Here is a 19422-nt window from a genome sequence, read left to right as displayed (position 1 = left end):
CAGGGGCAAGCAGGCTGGGCGCAGTGGCCCGGCCACACCCGCGTCGCTAACGGTCTTTGCGCAGAAAGAAGTGCTGGATGGCCTGGCTGGCGCGTTCGCGCGACGGGGCATCGCCCGTGTGCAGCTCGGCCATGGCGCCGTGCAGCATCTTCTGCGTCAGACCCTTGGCCATGGCCTGCAACACGGCCTCGACATCTTCGCCGCGCGCCAGCAGCTTGCGGGCACGCGCCAGTTCGGCTTCGCGCCAGGCCTCGGCCTGGCTGTTGAGCTGTCGGATCAGGGGCACGGTGCCGCGCTGGTCCATCCAGTGCAGAAAGCTCTGCACGCCGGCGTCGATGATGGCTTCGGCCTGGGCCACGGCAGCCTGCCGGTTGGCCTGGCCGGTCTGCACCACGGTGGCCAGATCGTCCACGGTGTAGAGGTAGACGTCCTCCAGGGCCTTGACCTCAGGCTCGATGTCGCGGGGCACCGCCAGATCGACCATGAACATGGGGCGGTGGCGGCGTTGCTTGAGGGCGCGCTCCACCGCACCCAGGCCGATCAGGGGCAGGGTGCTGGCCGTGCAGCTGATCACGGCGTCGAATTCGTGCAGGCGGCTGGGCAGGTCGGCCAGGCGCATCACCTCGCCGCCAAACCGACCGGCCAGCTTTTCGCCACGCTCCAGGGTGCGGTTGGCAATGGCAATGGCCTTGGGGTTGCGGGCTGCGAAGTGGGTGGCCGCCAGTTCGATCATCTCGCCGGCGCCCACAAACAGGATGCGGATCTTGCTGAGGTCTTCAAACAGCTGGCCGGCCAGGCGCACGGCGGCGGCGGCCATGCTGATGGAGTGGGCGCCGATCTCGGTCGAACTGCGCACCTCTTTGGCCACGGCAAAACTGCGCTGGAACAGCTGGTTCAGGGTGGTGCCCAGGGCGCCGGCGCTTTCGGCGGCGCGCACGGCGTCTTTCATCTGGCCCAGGATCTGGGCCTCGCCCAGCACCATCGAGTCCAGGCCGCTGGCCACGCGGAAGGCATGGCGGGCCACTTCGTCGTGTTGCAACAGGTAGGCGTGGGAGCGCAGCACGGACGGGTTCACGCCGCCGGTCTGGGCCAGCCAGCCCAGGGTGTGGTCCAGCGCCTGCTGGTCGCCGGCGCAGTAGATCTCGGTGCGGTTGCAGGTGGAGATGATGGCGGCCTCGACATCAGGGTGACGCTGGGTGCCAAAGGATTCACGCAGGCCGTGCAGCGTGGGGGCCATCTGATCGACGGCAAAGGCAAAGCGACCGCGCAGATCGAGCGGTGCCGTCGTGTGGTTGATACCCAATGCCCAGACTGCTGCCATGGCGTGATTATAAAATTGATCGAGGTCCAGGCGGGCACGCTATCTTTGCCCTTTCCTATGGCCGCCATTGCACTGGGTACCCCGCTGCCTGGCCTCAAACGCTATCCAACATGGGCCCTATCGAGTTGTTTCTTCACCTTGCCAACTTTGTTGCACCGGCACTTTGTGTCTCGGTGCTGCTCACTCTGGCGGGGCCGATTCTGGGCGGTGCAAGCCCCTTGCGCCTTGCCTGGCATTGGAAGCTTGCTATCAATTTTGCTGTTGGTGTGCTGGCTCTGATGCTGGCCGTGCTGATTTTGGGGCGAGATGGCAAGGTGGCGGGCTATGGCCTGCTGGTGCTGGCGGTGGCCACCAGCCAGTGGTTTTTGCAGGGCGCCTGGCGCCGCTGAGGAAAACGGGTTTTCTTGATGTCGGTCAATTGAAGCCCAGAGGCCCTGGTCGGGCCTTCCGGCTTGGCCTCAGCCCTGCGGGCTGAACAGGTCCACCCGGTCGGTGATGATGCCGTCGGTGCCCAGTTCGATCAGCCGTTGTGCGGCCCATTCGTCATTCACGGTGTAGCTCAGCGTGCGCAGGCCGGCGGCCTGGGCCTTGGCCACGGTGTCGGCATCCCACAGGGCGTGGTTCAGCACCACGGCCACACAGCCCAGTTCCACGGCTTTTTCCAGCCAGCCGCGGAACAGCGTGTCGGCCAGCAGCCCGCGGGGCAGGTGCGGGGCGGCCTCGGCGGCCCCTTCCAGGGCCTCGATCTTGAACGAGGTGAGCAGCGGTGGCACCGAGGCCGAGGCCCACAGGTGCGAGGCATAGGCGGCCACGATCTCGCCCGTGGCCCGTTCGGTGTCGGGGGTGGGCTTGATCTCAATGTTCAGAAAGAAGCCGTTGTGCAGGCAGTAGCGCGCCACATTCTCGAAGCTCGGGATGACTTCGCCCGCATAGGTGCGCGAATGCCAGCTGCCGGCATCCAGCTGGGCCAGTTCGCCATAGCTCAGGTCGCCGGCGATGCCACGGCTGTTGGTGGTGCGCTGCAGCGAGGCGTCGTGCAGCAGAAACGGCACGCCGTCGGCGCTCAGCTTCACATCGCACTCGAACATGGTGTAGCCGAAGCTCGCACCATGCCGGAAGGCGGCCAGGGTGTTTTCAGGGGCCAGCTTGCCGGCGCCACGGTGGGCAATCCAGCGCGGGTAGGGCCAGTGGGGAAGGCTGGGGTTCATGGTGGAGCGAAGTCGGAAGTGGGGCTCAGACGCGTTTGCCGGTGGCCGCGTCGAAATGGTGGATGCGGTCTGCGCGTGGGCTCACGTGGATCACGCTGCCCGGCGCGGGCACCGCCGCGTTTTCCTCGACGCGCACGATCAGCCCCTCGGCACCCAGACGCCCGTAGATCAGCCGTTCGGCGCCCAGCAGCTCGGTGGTCTCGACCGTCACGGCCCAGCCCTCGGCGCGCACGTCCAGGTGCTCGGGGCGGATGCCGGTGATCACGCCTTCGCGGGTGCCGGGCGCGTGCTTGAGCAGGTTCATGGAGGGCGAGCCGATGAAGCTGGCCACAAAGGTGGAGGCCGGGCGGTGGTACATCTCCTCGGGCGTGCCGAACTGTTCCATCACGCCGGCGTTCATCACGATCATGCGCTGGGCCAGCGTCATGGCCTCGACCTGATCGTGGGTCACGAACAGCGAGGTGATGCCCAGTTCGCGGTGCAGCTTCTGGATTTCGAGGCGGGTCTGGCTGCGCAGCTTGGCGTCCAGGTTGGACAGCGGCTCGTCGAACAGAAAGACCTGCGGCTGGCGCACGATGGCCCGGCCCATGGCCACGCGCTGGCGCTGGCCGCCCGACAGCTCTCGCGGCTTGCGCTGCAGCAGGTGGCCCAGCTCCAGAATGCCGGCGGCCTTGTCCACGCGCTGCTTGATCTCGGCCACGGGCACCTTGGCGATCTTCAGGCCGTAGGCCATGTTGTCGAACACGCTCATGTGCGGGTACAGCGCGTAGTTCTGGAACACCATGGCGATGTCGCGCTCGGCCGGTTCCAGCTGGTTGACCACCCGGGCGCCGATGGCGATCTCGCCACCGCTGATTTCCTCCAGCCCGGCCACCATGCGCAGCAGGGTGGATTTGCCGCAGCCCGAAGGCCCGACGATGACGATGAACTCGCCGTCGGCGATCTCGGCGTTCACGCCATGGATCACGGGGTTGGCCTTGGGGCCGTGGCCGTAGCGTTTGACGACGTTGCGGAGTGAAATGGAAGCCATCGTGTTGCTCTCTTATTTCTCGGTATCAACCAGGCCCTTGACGAACCATTTCTGCATCAGAACCACCACCACAGCGGGCGGCAGCATGGCCAGCACGGCCGTGGCCATGACCACGTTCCAGTCCACGGGGGATTCACCCGCGCCGATCATCTGCTTGATGCCGACCACCACGGGGTACATGTCTTCGCTGGTGGCCGCGATCAGGGGCCACAGGTACTGGTTCCAGCCGTAGATGAACTGGATCACGAACAGCGCGGCAATGCTGGTGGCCGACAGGGGCACCAGGATGTCCTTGAAGAAGCGCATCGGGCCGGCGCCATCGATGCGGGCGGCCTCGACCAGCTCGTCCGGCACGGTCAGGAAGAACTGCCGGAACAAAAACGTGGCCGTGGCCGAGGCAATCAGCGGCACCGACATGCCGGCATAGGTGTTGATCATGCCCAGATCCGCCACCACCTGGTAGGTGGGGCCGATGCGTACTTCCACCGGCAGCATCAGGGTGATGAAGATCAGCCAGAAGCACAGGTTGCGCAGCGGAAAGCGGAAATACACCACGGCAAAAGCCGACAGCAGCGAGATGCTGATCTTGCCCACGGTGATGATCATGGTGACCACCAGGCTCACCCACATCATGCGGGCCACCGGGGGCGTGGCGCTGATGCGGCCCGAGCCGCGCAGCGCGGCCTCGTAACTGGCCCAGAAGTTATGCCCCGGCCACAGCGGCATGGGGGCCTGCATGATCTCGGGCGCGGTGTGGGTGGAGGCCACAAAGGCCAGGTAGATCGGAAAGGCGACGATCAGCACGCCGACGATCATCACCAGGTGGGCCAGCACATTCAGGGCCGGATTGCGTTCAACCATGATGGCGGCCTCCAGGCTGGGCGAAAAGGGCAGGGCGGGTGGGTTTCATCAGTACTGCACCTTCTTTTCGACATAGCGGAACTGCACCACGGTCAGGGCCACCACGATCACCATCAGCACCACCGACTGGGCGGCCGAGCCGCCGAAGTCCATGCCGCGGAAGCCGTCGAAGTACACCCGGTACACCAGGGTCGAGGTGGCTTTGCCCGGCCCGCCCTGGGTGGTGGCGTCGATGATGGCAAAGGTGTCAAAGAAGGCGTAGACCATGTTGATCACGCCCAGGAAGAAGGTGGTGGGCGACAGCAGCGGAAACTGGATGCTCCAGAAGCGCCGCCACGGCCCTGCGCCATCGATGGCCGCAGCCTCGATCAGCGACTTGGGGATGGCGCTGAGCCCGGCCAGGAAGAACAGAAAGTTGTAAGAGATCTGTTTCCAGACCGAGGCCATCACCACCAGGGCCATGGCGTGCTGGCTGTTGAGCAGGTGGTTCCATTCAAAACCGATCTGGTGCAGGCCGTAGCTCACCACCCCGATCGAGGTCGAGAACATGAACGACCACAGCAGGCCCGACACCACGGGCGCCACGGCGTAGGGCAGGATCAGCACGGTCTTGTAGAACGTGGCGCCGCGCGTGATGCGGTCGGCGAACACCGCCAGCAGCAGGGCCAGGCTCAGGCCCAGCACGGTCACCAGCACCGAGAAGATGAGCGTGGTCTCGAACGACTCCACATAGGTGGCATCGGCCCACAGCGTGCGGAAGTTGTCCAGCCCGACCCAGGTCACGGTGGTGCCGAAGGCGTCCTGCTGCTGCAACGACTGGATCAGGGCCTGGCCTGCGGGCCAGAAGAAGAACACGCCGACGATGATCAACTGGGGGGCCAGCAGCGCCCAAGGCAGCCAGCCTGACCTGAATAAAACTCTTTTTTCCATGGAGGGTGCCCTGGTGAGTCAAACAGCCCGCCTGCGGGTGGCGGGCGGGCTGTCGAGTGGCGTGCAGCCCCCGTGGGGGCGGGCACGTTTTGCGAGGGCAGGCAGCATAACGCAGCCTGACGGGCCTTCTTGTCGCCTGAGCAGCTTATTTGTTGGCGGCCTGGAACTTGGCCAGCAGTTCGTTGCCACGGGTCACAGCGGTGTCCAGGGCTTCCTTGGCCGTCTTCTTGCCGGTCCAGATCTGTTCGGTTTCCTCGTCCAGGATGGCGCGGATCTGCACGAAGTTGCCCAGGCGCACGCCACGCGACTTGTCGGTGGTCTTGCGGATCATCTGGTTCACGGCCACGTCGGTGCCGGGGTTCTTCTTGTAGAAGCCCGACTTCTCGGTCAGCTCGAAAGCCGCGGTGGTGATGGGCAGGTAGCCGGTGCGCTGGTGGCTGGCGGCCTGCACTTCAGGCTTGGACAGGAAGTTGAAGAACGAGGCCACGCCCTTGTAATGGGCCGCCGGCTTGCCGGACAACACCCACAGGCTGGCGCCGCCCACAATGGTGTTCTGCGGTGCGCCCGGCACATCGGGGTAGTAGGGCAGGGTGGACTCGGCGAACTTGAACTTGGAGTCGCGCTGGATGCTGGCGTAGCTGCCCGACGAACCCACGAACATTGCGCATTCGCCCGAGGTGAACGAGGTGATGGCCTTGCTGGCACGGCCCTTGTAGACGAACAGGCCCTGTTTGGCCATGTTGCCCAGGTTCTCGAAGTGGCGCACATGCAGGGGCGAGTTGAATTCCAAGCGCGCATCCAGGCCGCCAAAGCCGTTGCCCTTGCTGGCGTAGCTGGTGTTGTGCCAGGTCGAGAAGCTTTCCAACTGGGCCCAGGTCATCCACGAGGTGGTGAAGGGGCACTTGCTGCCGCTGGCCTTGAGCTTGGCGGCAACCGAGACCACATCGGGCCAGGTCACCGGGGCTTTTTCAGGGTCCAGGCCGGCCGTCTTGAAAGCGTCCTTGTTGTAATAGAACACGGTGGTCGAGCTGTTGAAGGGCAGCGACATCATCTGGCCGTTGGGGGCCGTGTAATAGCCTGCCACGGCCGGGATGTAGGCCTTGGGGTCGAACTTGACGCCGCCCTCCTTCATCACCTCGGCCACCGGCTTGACGGCGCCCTTGGCGTACATCATGGTGGCCGTGCCCACTTCGAACACCTGCAGGATGTCGGGGGCATTGCCGGCGCGGAAGGCCGCGATACCGGCGGCCATCGATTGGTCGTACTCGCCCTTGTAGGTGGGCACCACCTTGTACTCGCTCTGGCTTTCGTTGTACTGCTTGGCCAAGTCGTTCACCCAGTCGTTGAGGGCGCCATCCATCGAGTGCCACCACTGAATCTCGGTCTGGGCCTGGGCGGGTGCACCGATCACGGTGGCCAGCGCGGCCACGAGGGCCAGGTTGCGGAATTTCATGCAATCTCCTGCGGGGGTACGAAAAGCGCGGATGCTAATCGCGTGGTGTGACAAAAGGAAGTCGGTTGTGTCATACGTGTAGCAATCGCTCCATCGGGGGATTCCCTGTCCCCCCGCATTTCCGGATAACCCTGAGGCTCGTCAAGGAATGGGTGGATGCGTTAAATTGTGCATTGCAACAGTTCTGAATCAGGCCCCGCCTGACCCTGATGCCCGCCATGATCCACATGCCCCTGCTTTTCTCCGACCTGCTTCAACCGCCCTCCCGGGCCATGGCGTCGGTGCGGGTGCCGTCCTGGCGATCCCGGCGCTGGCTTTGACGCCCCGGCCGTGTTGGAGGCGGGCTTTCCGGCCTTCCATCCGAGCCATTCTTCCCGGTACCGTAAAATCCGGGCCCCAAGGTCCATGGGCATGTCCATGCCCACCCCCCAGGTTTACTCCATGAATGCACCCACCGCGTTGGCCGCCATCTTGTCGCAGGCCGCAGAGCCTGCCCGACTGCGCGAAATTCCGTACAACTACACCTCGTTTTCCGACCGGGAAATCGTCATCCGACTGCTGGGCTCGCGGGCCTGGGATCTGCTGAGCCAGCTGCGCGGCGAGCGCCAGACCGGCCGTTCTGCCCGCATGCTGTATGAAGTGTTGGGCGACATCTGGGTGGTGCAGCGCAACCCCTATCTGCAGGACGACCTGCTGGACAACCCCAAGCGCCGCGGCCTGCTGGTGGAGGCTCTGCGCCACCGCCTGGGCGAGATCGAGCGCCGCCGCACCCCCGGTGACGACGCCGCCCGCGACGCCCTGGTGGGCGAGGTGCTGGGCATGGCCGAAAAGGCCGTGAAGGCCTTTGACGCGGCTTTCCAGGAGGCCGCCACCCTGCGCGCCCAGGTCAGCAAGCGCCTGCGCAAGGTCACGGCCAAGGACAACATCAAATTTGATGGTCTGTCGCGCGTGGCCCACGTCACCGACGCCACCGACTGGCGTGTCGAGTACCCCTTTGTGGTGCTGACCCCCGATTCGGAGGCTGAAATGGCCGCCCTGGTGCGCGCCTGCATCGAGCTGGGCCTGACCATCATCCCGCGTGGGGGCGGCACCGGCTACACGGGCGGCGCCATCCCGCTGACCTGGAAGAGCGTGGTCATCAACACCGAAAAGCTCGAAGCCATGACCGAGGTCGAGAAGGTGCAACTGCCCGGCATCGCCGAGCCGGTGGCCACCATCTGGACCGAAGCCGGTGTGGTGACACAGCGCGTGGCCGACGCCGCCGAGCGGGGCGGTTTCGTCTTCGCGGTCGACCCCACCTCGGCCGAGGCCTCGTGCATCGGCGGCAACATCGCCATGAACGCGGGCGGCAAGAAGGCCGTGCTGTGGGGCACGGCCCTGGACAACCTGGCCAGCTGGCGCATGGTCACCCCCGACGCCCAATGGCTGGAGGTGACGCGCCTGGACCACAACCTGGGCAAGATCCACGATGCCGAGGTCGCCACCTTCGAGCTGAAGTACTTCGAAGCCGATGGCAAGACCCCGGTGCGCACCGAGCGCCTGGCCATTCCGGGCAAGACCTTCCGCAAGGAAGGCCTGGGCAAGGACGTGACCGACAAGTTCCTGGCGGGCCTGCCAGGCATCCAGAAAGAGGGCTGCGACGGCCTGATCACCAGCGCACGCTGGGTGGTGCACCGCATGCCCGAGCACACCCGCACGGTGTGCCTGGAGTTCTTCGGCAATGCCAAGGATGCCGTACCCAGCATCGTCGAGATCAAGGACTTCATGTTCGCCGAGCAAAAGCGCAGCGGCGTCTTGCTGGCCGGCCTGGAGCACCTGGACGACCGCTACCTGAAGGCGGTGGGTTACGCCACCAAGAGCAAGAAGGGCAACGGCGGCCTGCCCAAGATGGTGCTGATCGGTGACATCGCGGGCGACAACGCCGACGACGTGGCCCGCATCACCTCCGAAGTGGTGCGCATCGCCAACTCACGCAACGGCGAGGGCTTCATTGCCATCAGCGCCGACGCCCGCAAGAAGTTCTGGGCCGACCGCAAAAAGACGGCCGCCATCAGCCGCCACACCAACGCCTTCAAGATCAATGAAGACGTGGTGATCCCGCTGCCGCGCATGGCCGAATACACCGACGGCATCGAACGCATCAACATCGAGCTGTCGCTGCGCAACAAGCTCAAGCTGTGCCACGAGCTGGAGACCTTCTTCAAACAGGGCAAGCTGCCCCTGGGCAAGGCCGATGACGCCAGCGAAATGCCCTCGCCCGAACTGCTCGAACAGCGCGTGGGCCAGGCCATTGCCGTGCTGCAGGAAACCCGCGACCTGTGGGCGGGCTGGCTCAACAACGTCGACACGCTGTTCCCGCAACTGCAGGACCACAGCCTGCGCGCCAGCTGGAAGACGCAGATCCGCAGCCCGCTGCAGGGCATTTTCACGGGGGCGGCCTTCAAGCCCATCCTGGACGAAGTCAACACCCTCCACCAAAGCGTGCTCAAGGGCCGTGTCTGGGTGGCGCTGCACATGCACGCCGGCGACGGCAATGTGCACACCAACATCCCGGTCAACAGCGACAACTACGAGATGCTGCAGACCGCCCACGAGGCCGTGGCCCGCATCATGGTGCTGGCACGCAGCCTGGACGGCGTGATCTCGGGTGAGCACGGCATCGGCATCACCAAGCTCGAATTCCTGAGCGACGCCGAACTGCGTCCGTTCACCGAATACAAGCAAAAGGTGGACCCCGAGGGCCGCTTCAACAAGGGCAAGCTGCTGCGCGCCCCGGCCGGCACCCCTGAGACCCTGCACGCCGACCTGACCAATGCCTACACGCCGAGCTTCGGCCTGATGGGCCATGAGTCGCTGATCATGCAGCAAAGCGACATCGGCGCCATCGCCGATTCGGTCAAGGACTGCCTGCGTTGCGGCAAGTGCAAGCCCGTGTGCGCCACCCATGTGCCGCGCGCCAACCTGCTGTACAGCCCGCGCAACAAGATCCTGGCCACCTCGCTGCTGGTCGAGGCCTTCCTGTACGAGGAACAGACCCGCCGCGGTGTGTCGATCAAGCACTGGCAGGAGTTTGAAGACGTGGCCGACCACTGCACGGTGTGCCACAAGTGCCTCAGCCCATGCCCGGTGAAGATCGACTTCGGCGACGTCACCATGAACATGCGCAACCTGTTGCGCAAGATGGGGCAGAAGAGCTTCCGCCCCGGTAATGCCGCGGCCATGTTCATGCTCAACGCCACCAACCCCGAGACCATCAAGCTGGCCCGCTCGGCCATGGTGGGCGTGGGCATGAAGGCGCAGCGCCTGGCCAATGATTTGCTCAAGGGCATGGCGCGCAAGCAGACCGGTGCGCCGCCGGCCACGGTGGGTGCGGCTCCGATCAAGGAGCAGATCATCCACTTCATCAACAAGAAGATGCCGGGCAACCTGCCCAAGAAGACGGCCCGCGCGCTGCTCGACATCGAGGACAAGGACTACGTGCCCATCATCCGCAACCCGCAGGCGACCACGGCGGACAGCGAGGCCGTGTTCTATTTCCCGGGCTGCGGTTCGGAGCGCCTGTTCAGCCAGGTGGGCCTGGCCACCCAGGCCATGCTGTGGCATGCCGGGGTGCAGACCGTGCTGCCGCCGGGCTACCTGTGCTGTGGCTACCCGCAGCGTGGCAGCGGCCAGTTCGACAAGGCGGAGAAGATCATCACCGACAACCGGGTGTTGTTCCACCGCGTGGCCAACACGCTCAACTACCTCGACATCAAGACCGTGGTGGTGAGCTGCGGCACCTGCTACGACCAGCTGCAGGGCTATGAGTTCGAGAAGATCTTCCCGGGCTGCCGCATCATCGACATCCACGAGTACCTGCTGGAGAAGGGCATCACGCTCGACACCTCGGGCGGTGGCGCAGGCTACCTGTACCACGACCCCTGCCACACGCCCATGAAGCTGCAGGACCCGATGAAGACCGTCAAGGCCCTGATCGGCGACCAGGTGCTCAAGAGCGAGCGCTGCTGTGGCGAGTCGGGCACGCTGGGCGTGACCCGGCCCGACATCTCCACCCAGGTGCGCTTCCGCAAGGAAGAAGAAATCCGCAAGGGTGAGGCCGAGCTGCGTGCCTCGGGTGCCGTGGGGCCGAAGGACAATGTCAAGATCCTCACCAGCTGCCCGAGTTGCCTGCAGGGCCTGACCCGCTATGGCGACGACCTGAACAACGGCCTGCTTGAGGCCGACTACATCGTGGTCGAGATGGCGCAGCAGATCCTGGGGGCCGACTGGCTGCCGCAGTATGTGTCTGCCGCCAACGCCGGTGGCATCGAGCGCGTGCTGGTCTGATTTCATCGTCAACTTTGTTGTGGAGCCTTTCATGTCGATCGTTCGCCGAGCCCTGATGGTCAACACCCTGCGCGGCCTGGTGGCTGCCGCCACCCTCACGGCCGCGGGCCTGGTGGGTGCGCAGACCGCCAAGCCCATCCGTTTGCTGGTGGGTTTTCCGGCCGGCGGCGGCACCGACGTGATCGCCCGCACCCTGGCCGACAAACTCAAGGACGAGCTGGGCGTGCCGGTGGTGGTGGACAACCGCCCCGGCGCGGGCGGGCAGGTGGCGGCCCAGGCCCTCAAGGCCTCGCCGCCCGATGGCAGCACCTATTTCCTGAGCCATGACCACACCATCTCCATCCTGCCCCTGGTGGTGAAGAACCCGGGCTTCGACCCGGCGCACGATTTCGTGGCGGTGGGCGGTCTGGCCACCTTCGTCAATGCCTTTGCGGTGTCCAGCGGCACACCGGCCAAGTCGTTCAAGGACTATGTCGCGGCAGTGCAAGCGGCGGGCGGCAAGGGCAACGTCGGGGTGCCGGCGCCGGCCTCGGTGCCGGAATTCCTGGTCAAGGTGATTGGCGAGAAGAACAAGCTGGACCTGGTCTCGGTGCCCTACCGGGGCAGCGCCCCCATGCTGGCCGACATGCTGGGCAACCAGATCGGTGCCGGCGTGGCTTCGGTGCCCGATTTCATCGAGAACCACCGGGCCGGCAAGCTGCGCGTGGTGGCGGTGCTGGGCGACAAGCGCCAGGCGGCCCTGCCCGATGTGCCCAGCTTTGCCGAGCTGGGACTGGCTGGTTTCGAAGACGTGCCTTACTACGGCATCTTTACCGTGGCCGGCACGCCCAAGGCCTCGCTGGACCCGTTTTCTGCGGCCCTGGCCAAGGTGCTGGCCCAGCCCGATGTGCACGAACGCCTGACCGCCATGGGCCTGAGCGTGGGTTACTCCACCGGGGCGCAACTGGCAGCGCGCGAGCGCAGCTACGCCCAGACCTGGGCGCGCATCATCAAATCCAGCGGTTTCCAACCTCAGTAAATGCTTTGTGCTGGGGCACAGACTTGACACGCGTCAGGTTTGAGTCCCCCAGGCCTTGCTGATTTGCCCCTTCTTGTCGCAGGCTTCCTGCGGGTGGTGGGACAATGCGCGATGCAGCGCTCCGGGCGCTTTCACCCTCAAGCAAGGCAGGACGATTTTCATGGCAGGACTCACGGCAGGCGCCCCGACCCCCACGGCGCTCACGGTGCACGGGCAGTCGCGCGTGCTGGAAGTGGCATTCTCGGATGGCGCCGTGTTCCGCCTGCCCTTCGAATTGATGCGCGTCTATTCGCCCTCGGCCGAAGTTCAGGGCCACGGCCCGGGCCAGGAAACCCTGCAGACCGGCAAGCGTGAGGTGGGCCTGCTGGGCCTGGAGCCGGTGGGCAACTATGCCGTCAAGCCCTTGTTCACCGATGGCCATGAGAGCGGCATCTTCACCTGGGACTATCTCTATTCGCTGGGCAGCCGCCAGGCCGAACTCTGGGCCGAGTACGAGGCCCGCCTGCAGGCGGCCGGCCGCGGCCGCGATGACCCGATGCCCGTCAAGGGCGGGCATGGCTGCTCCAGCCACTGAACCACTCCGCCCGAACCGGGCCCCACCCTGCCGCAAGCGGGGTTGTCGCCGGTGACAGAGGCACTAACGTATAGCATTCAGCCATGAGCACGACACATTTCGGTTTTCAGTCGGTGGACGAGCAGGAGAAGGCTCGCAAGGTCCGCGGGGTCTTTGACTCGGTCGCGTCACGCTACGACATCATGAACGACCTGATGTCCCTGGGCCTGCACCGGGCCTGGAAGGCCTACACCGTCATGGTGGCCAACCTGCACGAAGGTGATCAGGTGCTCGACATCGCCGGTGGCACCGGCGACCTGGCGATGGCCTTTTCCAAGAAGGTGGGCCGCACGGGGCGGGTGGTGCACACCGACATCAACGAGGCCATGCTGCGCACCGGGCGCAACCGCCTGCTCGATGCCGGCGTGGTGCTGCCCACCCTGGTGTGCGATGCCGAAAAGCTGCCTTTCCCCGACAACCACTTCGATGTGGTCAGCGTGGCCTTCGGCCTGCGCAACATGACCCACAAGGACCAGGCCCTGGCCGAGATGAACCGCGTGCTCAAGCCGCGCGGCAAGCTGTTGGTGCTCGAGTTCTCCAAGGTGGCAGCGCCGCTGGCCAAGCCCTACGACTGGTATTCTTTCAAGATCCTTCCCCGGCTGGGGCAGATGGTGGCCGGCGATGCCGAAAGCTACCGCTACCTGGCCGAATCGATCCGCATGCACCCTGGGCAGGAAGAGCTCAAGGCCCTGATGAAGCAGGCGGGTTTCGGTCATGTGGATTACCACAACCTCACCGGTGGGGTGGTGGCTCTGCACGTCGGCATCAAGTGTTGAGGGGCGTGCGCGTCCCAAGCGAATGAACGGGGCTTGCCCCCACTGAACGAGAAGATGGAGATGACATGATGAAGCTTTGGTCCGTGGTGCTGGCGCTGGCACTGGTGATGGCTGGCCAGGAGGCCGAGGCCGCACGCAGGCTGGGTGGCGGCCAATCGATCGGGCGTCAATCCTCGAATGTGACTCAGCGTGAGGGGGCTTCGCCCGCTCCGGCAACGCCCGCTTCGCCATCGGTGGCCCCGGCTGGCGCCGCGTCCTCCGTGGCCAAACCCGCACCTGCACCTGCCCCGGCCGCTGCCCAGGCTCCGCGCCGCCCCTGGGGCGCCATGCTGGGTGGCCTGGCGGCCGGCCTGGGCTTGGCCTGGCTGGCGCACTCGCTGGGCTTTGGTGAGGCCTTTGGCCAGATCCTCATGGTGGCCCTGTTGGCCATGGTGGCCATGGCCGTGATCGGCTGGTTCATGCGCAGCCGCCGGGGTGTCGCTGCGGCCTCCGGCCCCTACGCGTTCCAGGGCGCGGGTTCGCCCGCCGCCGCACCGGCCCTGCGCCAGTACAGCCCCGATCACGTCGGCAACGACGCCTCGGCTCGCCCCTGGGAGCGCCAAAGCCAGTTCGGCCCCGAGGCCGCGGGCCGCCAGTCTGGCGGTGCCATGATCGGCACGGCGCTGGGCGGCAGCCAGAGCTGGGGCATTCCGGCCGGTTTCGACACCGAGGGTTTCCTTGGCGCGGCCAAGCGCAACTTCGTGGCCCTGCAGGCCGCCTGGGACCGTTCCGACATCCCGACCCTGCGCGCCATGATGACCGACGGCATGCTCGACGAGATCCGTGTGCAGCTCAACGAGCGCGAAGCCCACCGCCCGGGGCAGCAGAACAAGACCGACGTGGTCATGATCGAGGCGCAGCTGCTGGGCATCGAAGACCTGGGCGAGGGCTACATGGCCAGCGTCGAGTTCTCCGGCATGATCCGCGAGGAGCCCTCGGCGGGCCCCAATCCGTTCCGTGAGGTCTGGAACATGACCAAGCCCAAGGACGGCAGTGCGGGCTGGCTGGTGGCCGGCGTGCAGGCGCTGCAATAAACACGCCGCCTGCCCGGGCCTGTGCAGGGTCATCGGGCTGGCGCCTCACTTTCGGGGAATAATCGCCGGCTATGGCCCAAGCATCCCCTTTCTCTCTGATCGATCAACTGTTTGACCGCGTCACCAGCACCTTCCAGCCACCTGCCTGGCTGGTGAGCGAGTTGCAGCACCGTGGTGTGCTGCTCATCAACCACGTGTTGATGCAAGAGCCCGAGGCCATGGCCCGGCTTGCGCGCCAGAAGGGCCGCGTGGCCAGCGTGCAATGGCGCCTCTTTGACATCAAACTGATCATCACCCCGGCAGGGCTGATCGACCTGGCCGAGCCGGGTGCGAACTCCGACTTGCACCTGGCCGTCACCGAAAGCTCGCCCACCTCCCTGGTGCAGGCGGTCGTGGCGGGCGAGAAGCCGCCGGTGCGCATCGAGGGCGATGTGCAATTTGCCGCCGAAATCAACTGGATCGTCGATCACGTGCGCTGGGATCTCGAAGAAGACCTGGCCCGCGTGGTGGGCGACGGCCCGGCCCACACGGTTGTGCAGGCGGTCAAAAACCTGGCGCGCGGTCTGAAGGATTTTGTGACCCGCTTCCCCGCCACCTCCATCGTGCGTGACAAGGACGGTCTATGAGCCGTCTGTTGCGAGGGTGCTACATCCTCTGGGTGGTCTTGCGCTATGGCCTCGACGAGATGGTGCTGACCCATTTCGGCAGGCCCTGGATGACCCGCCTGGCGCGCATCATCACCATCGGCCGCACGCTGGATGCACCGCGCGGGCAGCGCCTGCGTGAGGCGCTGGAGCAACTGGGCCCCATCTTCGTGAAGTTCGGCCAGGTGCTGTCCACCCGGCGCGACCTGCTGCCCCCTGACATTGCCGAAGAGCTGGCCCATCTGCAGGACCGGGTGCCTCCGTTCAGCTCCGACGTGGCCGTCGCCACCATCGAGAGGGCCTTCCGTCGTCCGGTGGACGAGGTGTTTCTGGCTTTTGACCGCGAGCCCGTGGCCAGCGCCTCGATTGCCCAGGTGCACTTCGGCGTGGTGCGCACGGCCGCCGGGGTGGAGCGTGAGGTGGCGATCAAGGTGCTGCGCCCCGGCATGCTGCCCGTGATCGACAAGGACCTGGCCCTGATGCGCATGATGGCCGGCTGGGTTGAGGGCCTGAGTTCGGATGGCAAGCGCCTCAAACCGCGCGAAGTGGTGGCCGAGTTCGACAAATACCTGCACGACGAACTGGACCTGGTGCGCGAGGCCTCCAATGCCGCCCAGTTGCGGCGCAACATGAGCGGGCTGGATCTGGTGCTGATCCCCGAGGTGTTCTGGGACTTCTGCCACCCCGAGGTGATGGTCATGGAGCGCATGAAGGGCGTGCCCATCAGCCAGCTCGAGCGCCTGCGCGACGCCGGGGTCAACATTCCCCAGTTGGCGCGCGATGGCGTCACCATCTTCTTCACCCAGGTGTTCCGCGATGGCTTCTTCCACGCCGACATGCACCCGGGCAACATCCAGGTCAGCCTGGCGCCCGGCACCTTCGGGCGCTACATCTCGCTGGACTTCGGCATCGTCGGCACCCTGACCGAGTACGACAAGGAATACCTGGCGCAGAATTTCACGGCCTTTTTCCGTCGCGACTACAAACGGGTGGCCGAGCTGCACATCGAAAGCGGCTGGGTGCCCCCGGAAACCCGGGTGGACGAGCTGGAGGCCGCCATCCGCAGTGTGTGCGAGCCCTATTTCGACCGTCCGCTCAAGGAAATCTCGCTGGGCATGGTGCTGATGCGCCTGTTCCAGACCTCGCGCCGCTTCCAGGTCGAAATCCAGCCCCAGCTGGTGTTGTTGCAGAAGACCCTGCTCAACATCGAGGGCCTGGGCCGGCAACTGGACCCCGAGTTGGACCTCTGGAGCACGGCTAAGCCCTTCCTGGAGAAGTGGATGCTCGACCAAGTGGGCCCACAGCGCCTGTTCAAGCAGCTGCGCGATGAGTTTCCGCGCTACGCCAAGCTGCTGCCCGAGCTGCCTCGCCTGCTGGCCGGTTACCTGGAGCAGGGGCCGTCCGGGCATAAGAAGGAGTTGGCCCTGCTGCTGGCCGAGCAGCGGCGCACCAACCGCCTGCTGCAGTCCATCGTCTACGGTGGCATGGGATTTGTATTGGGTCTGCTGGTGTTGCAACTGGTGATCAGAATCCGCCTGTTCTGACGGCCAGCAGCCCGCCTGGGCCCGATTTCGGGATAATCCGCCGTCTTCCTGGAGGTTTCCGTGCTGCTGACCCTGGTCATCATCTACTTGCTCGTCACCATCGCCATCGGCCTGTGGGCGGCCAAGCGGGTGAAAAACACCGCCGATTTCGCGATCGCCGGGCGCCATCTGCCCTTGTTCATGATCGTGACCACCACCTTTGCCACCTGGTTCGGGTCGGAAACGGTGATGGGCATTCCGGCCACCTTCATCAAGGAAGGCCTGCATGGCGTGGTCGAAGACCCGTTTGGGGCGGGCTTCTGCCTGATCCTGGTCGGGCTGTTCTTCTCGGCGCGGCTGTACAAGATGTCGCTGCTCACCATCAGCGATTACTACCGTGAACGTTATGGCCGGGTGATCGAGATCCTGTGTTCGCTGATCATCCTCATCAGCTACCTGGGTTGGGTGGCAGCCCAGGTCACGGCGCTGGGGCTGGTCTTCAACGTGCTGTCCGAAGGCGCCATCTCGCAGCCGGCGGGCATGCTGATCGGCACGGCCTCCATCCTGGCCTACACCTTGTTCGGCGGCATGTGGTCGGTGGCGGTGACCGATTTCATCCAGATGATCATTCTGGTCTGCGGCCTGCTGATCCTGGCCGTGTTTGCCGGGCAACAGGCGGGTGGGGTGGACAAGGTACTGGCCTATGCCCAGGAAAAAGACCTGTTCGCCTTCTGGCCGCCCATGCAGTTCAAGGACATCCTGTTCTTCATCGGCGCGGGCATGACCATGATGCTGGGCTCGATCCCGCAGCAGGACGTGTTCCAGCGGGTGATGTCGGCCAAGGACGAGCGCGCCGCCACCCGGGGCCCGGTGATCGGCGGCATCTGCTACATCCTGTTTGCTTTCGTGCCCATGTTCCTGGTCACCAGCGCCTTGATCATCATGCCCGAGACCACCGAGCAGCTTCTGTCCACCGGCCGCAAGGTGGACAGTCAGATGATCCTGCCCACCCTGGTGCGCACCCACATGCCCTTTGTGATGCAGGTGCTGTTTTTCGGTGCACTGCTGTCAGCCATCAAGAGCACGGCCTCGGCCACCTTGCTGGCGCCGTCGGTGACCTTTGTGGAGAACATCTGGCGCCAGTTCTTTCCGCGCCAGAGCGACCAGCAGGAGCTGCGCACCATGCGCATCACGGTGCTGATCTTCAGCGTCTTCGTGTGCACCTATGCCATCCTGTCCAAGGACAAGCCCATCTATGAAATGGTGTCGGGCGCCTACCAGGTCACGCTGGTGGGGGCCATCGTGCCCCTGACGGCCGGCCTGTACTGGAAGCGGGCCACCACCCAGGGCGCCTTGTTCTCGATCGTGCTGGGTATTTTGTGCTGGCTGATGTTCATCGTGACCTCCGCCGGTGAAGAGGTGCCGGCCCAACTGGCCGGCTTTGTGGCGGCACTGCTGGGCATGCTGATCGGCTCGCTGGGGCCGCAGGGCATCCGCAACAGCCGCGCCTCGCACCATGTCTTGCCGGGGCTTTGAGGCCAGGGCACCTGTGTTCATCCACCGGGCGGCTCTTGCAGAATGACCGCCCGCCTATAATTGAGGGTTTTGCAACCCCCTTCCAAGCTCAGAAAGCCATGCCAATCTACGCCTACAAATGCGAGTCCTGCGGGCACAGCAAAGACGTCTTGCAAAAAATCTCCGACGCCCCGCTGACGGAATGCCCCGCCTGCCATGCCTCGGCCTTCCGCAAACAGATCACCGCGGCCGGTTTCCAGCTTAAAGGCTCGGGCTGGTATGTGACCGATTTCCGGGGCGGCAACAGCGGCGCAAATGGTGCCAGCGCAGGCACCAGTGCCCCGGCCACCGCCCCCGCAGCGGGCGCTGACACCGGTTCCTCCAGCGCGCCGGCCGAGTCGTCGTCGTCCAGCACGGCCAAGGCCGACTCCGCCCCCACCGCCTCGGGTGGCTCGTGCGGTGGCGGTTGCGCCTGTCACGGATGACCACCCCCATGGCTGCCATGCGCAAATGGTTGTTCGCGGGTCTGCTGGTCATCGTGCCGGTGGCCATCACCATCTGGGTGCTCGACTGGATCATCGGCACCCTGGACCAGACCCTGCTCATCCTGCCCCAGAAATGGCGGCCGGACGAGTTGCTGGGTTTCCACATCCCGGGCTTCGGGGTGGTGCTCACGCTGCTCATTTTGCTGGTGGTCGGTGCCGTCGCCAGCAATTTTCTGGGTCGCAAGCTCGTCAAGCTGGGCGATGCCATCGTGCACCGCATCCCGGTGGTGCGCTCGATCTATTCCAGCGTCAAGCAGGTCTCGGACACGCTGTTCTCGGAAAGCGGCAACGCGTTCCGCAAGGCGGTGCTGATCCAGTGGCCGCGCGATGGCGTCTGGACCGTGGCGTTCGTCACGGGGACCCCGGGTGGTGACGTGCTCACCTACCTCAAGGACGACTTTCTCAGCGTCTACGTGCCCACCACGCCCAACCCCACCGGGGGCTATTTCGTCATGTTGCGACGCAGTGATTGCATCGAACTCGACATGAGCGTGGACGAGGCGCTCAAGTACATCGTTTCCATGGGCGTGGTCGCTCCTGCGGGCCCGGCCATCCTCTCTCAATCTTCTCAGTAATGCGCCCCTTG

17 protein-coding genes are annotated in these 19422 nt (G+C 65.2%); 11 read left to right on the top strand and 6 right to left on the bottom strand.

The window, feature by feature from the left end; translation table 11 throughout:
• Positions 1–46: 46 nt before the first annotated feature.
• Entirely contained in the window at positions 47–1321 is a 1275-nt protein-coding gene (gene hemA, locus F624_RS0119810; RefSeq protein ID WP_031255633.1) for a glutamyl-tRNA reductase, read from the bottom strand.
• Between hemA and F624_RS0119805 the strand changes: the two genes are divergently transcribed.
• A complete protein-coding gene (locus F624_RS0119805) occupies positions 1303–1710 on the top strand; it encodes a hypothetical protein (RefSeq protein ID WP_157443534.1) in 408 nt (135 codons plus the stop codon). The two genes, hemA and F624_RS0119805, sit on opposite strands and share 19 nt — an antisense overlap.
• Before the next feature lie 69 nt (positions 1711–1779).
• Here F624_RS0119805 and ugpQ read toward each other — a convergent pair whose 3' ends face one another.
• From ugpQ to ugpB, 5 genes are all read right to left on the bottom strand, one after another.
• Positions 1780–2529, bottom strand: a complete 750-nt coding sequence (gene ugpQ / locus F624_RS0119800) for a glycerophosphodiester phosphodiesterase (protein WP_019576086.1) — start codon at positions 2527–2529, stop codon at positions 1780–1782.
• Positions 2530–2554: 25 nt separating this feature from the next.
• A complete protein-coding gene (gene ugpC, locus F624_RS0119795; protein WP_019576085.1) occupies positions 2555–3559 on the bottom strand; it encodes a sn-glycerol-3-phosphate ABC transporter ATP-binding protein UgpC in 1005 nt (334 codons plus the stop codon).
• 12 nt (positions 3560–3571) lie between these two features.
• Positions 3572–4420, bottom strand: a complete 849-nt coding sequence (gene ugpE, locus F624_RS0119790; RefSeq protein ID WP_019576084.1) for a sn-glycerol-3-phosphate ABC transporter permease UgpE — start codon at positions 4418–4420, stop codon at positions 3572–3574.
• 48 nt (positions 4421–4468) lie between these two features.
• A complete protein-coding gene (gene ugpA, locus F624_RS0119785) occupies positions 4469–5350 on the bottom strand; it encodes a sn-glycerol-3-phosphate ABC transporter permease UgpA (RefSeq protein ID WP_027478336.1) in 882 nt (293 codons plus the stop codon).
• A gap of 145 nt (positions 5351–5495) precedes the next feature.
• Positions 5496–6803 (bottom strand): sn-glycerol-3-phosphate ABC transporter substrate-binding protein UgpB, encoded by a 1308-nt coding sequence (ugpB, locus tag F624_RS0119780; RefSeq protein ID WP_019576082.1) that lies wholly within the window; start codon positions 6801–6803, stop codon positions 5496–5498.
• A gap of 441 nt (positions 6804–7244) precedes the next feature.
• On the opposite strand from ugpB, the gene F624_RS0119775 reads away from it, so the two are divergent.
• The 10 genes from F624_RS0119775 (at position 7245) to F624_RS0119730 (ending at position 19411) form a co-directional block, all read left to right on the top strand.
• Positions 7245–11129, top strand: coding sequence for a DUF3683 domain-containing protein (locus tag F624_RS0119775; RefSeq protein ID WP_031255629.1), 3885 nt, complete (start codon positions 7245–7247; stop codon positions 11127–11129).
• A 31-nt stretch (positions 11130–11160) separates the two neighbouring features.
• Positions 11161–12147 carry a Bug family tripartite tricarboxylate transporter substrate binding protein gene (locus F624_RS0119770; protein ID WP_019576080.1) on the top strand — a complete coding sequence of 329 codons (987 nt, stop codon included), beginning with the start codon at positions 11161–11163 and terminating at the stop codon, positions 12145–12147.
• A 160-nt stretch (positions 12148–12307) separates the two neighbouring features.
• The gene (locus tag F624_RS0119765; RefSeq protein WP_019576079.1) at positions 12308–12721 is read left to right on the top strand and encodes a gamma-butyrobetaine hydroxylase family protein; all 414 of its coding nucleotides are present in this window, start codon (positions 12308–12310) and stop codon (positions 12719–12721) included.
• An 83-nt stretch (positions 12722–12804) separates the two neighbouring features.
• Positions 12805–13536, top strand: a complete 732-nt coding sequence (ubiE, locus tag F624_RS0119760) for a bifunctional demethylmenaquinone methyltransferase/2-methoxy-6-polyprenyl-1,4-benzoquinol methylase UbiE (RefSeq protein WP_019576078.1) — start codon at positions 12805–12807, stop codon at positions 13534–13536.
• A gap of 65 nt (positions 13537–13601) precedes the next feature.
• On the top strand, positions 13602–14609 hold the full coding sequence (locus F624_RS0119755; RefSeq protein WP_019576077.1) for a Tim44 domain-containing protein: 1008 nt from the start codon (positions 13602–13604) through the stop codon (positions 14607–14609).
• Between the two features lie 71 nt (positions 14610–14680).
• The gene (locus F624_RS0119750; RefSeq protein WP_019576076.1) at positions 14681–15235 is read left to right on the top strand and encodes a ubiquinone biosynthesis accessory factor UbiJ; all 555 of its coding nucleotides are present in this window, start codon (positions 14681–14683) and stop codon (positions 15233–15235) included.
• Positions 15232–16797: a ubiquinone biosynthesis regulatory protein kinase UbiB gene (gene ubiB, locus F624_RS0119745; protein WP_019576075.1), complete on the top strand. Its 1566-nt coding sequence runs from the start codon at positions 15232–15234 to the stop codon at positions 16795–16797. Before F624_RS0119750 ends, ubiB begins: the two co-directional genes overlap by 4 nt.
• A 60-nt stretch (positions 16798–16857) precedes the next feature.
• Positions 16858–18312, top strand: a complete 1455-nt coding sequence (locus F624_RS0119740) for a high affinity choline transporter 1 (RefSeq protein ID WP_019576074.1) — start codon at positions 16858–16860, stop codon at positions 18310–18312.
• Between the two features lie 98 nt (positions 18313–18410).
• A complete protein-coding gene (locus F624_RS0119735) occupies positions 18411–18776 on the top strand; it encodes an FmdB family zinc ribbon protein (protein ID WP_019576073.1) in 366 nt (121 codons plus the stop codon).
• 8 nt (positions 18777–18784) lie between these two features.
• Complete coding sequence (locus F624_RS0119730; protein ID WP_027478325.1) at positions 18785–19411, top strand: DUF502 domain-containing protein; 627 nt, start codon at positions 18785–18787, stop codon at positions 19409–19411.
• Positions 19412–19422: the final 11 nt, after the last annotated feature.

Origin of the sequence: Curvibacter lanceolatus ATCC 14669 (assembly GCF_000381265.1) — a bacterium.
In the GTDB taxonomy this organism is placed as follows: Bacteria; Pseudomonadota; Gammaproteobacteria; order Burkholderiales; family Burkholderiaceae_C; genus Curvibacter; species Curvibacter lanceolatus.
Note: the sequence above shows the minus strand (reverse complement) of the source record. Positions and strands in the feature narration are given on the sequence as shown.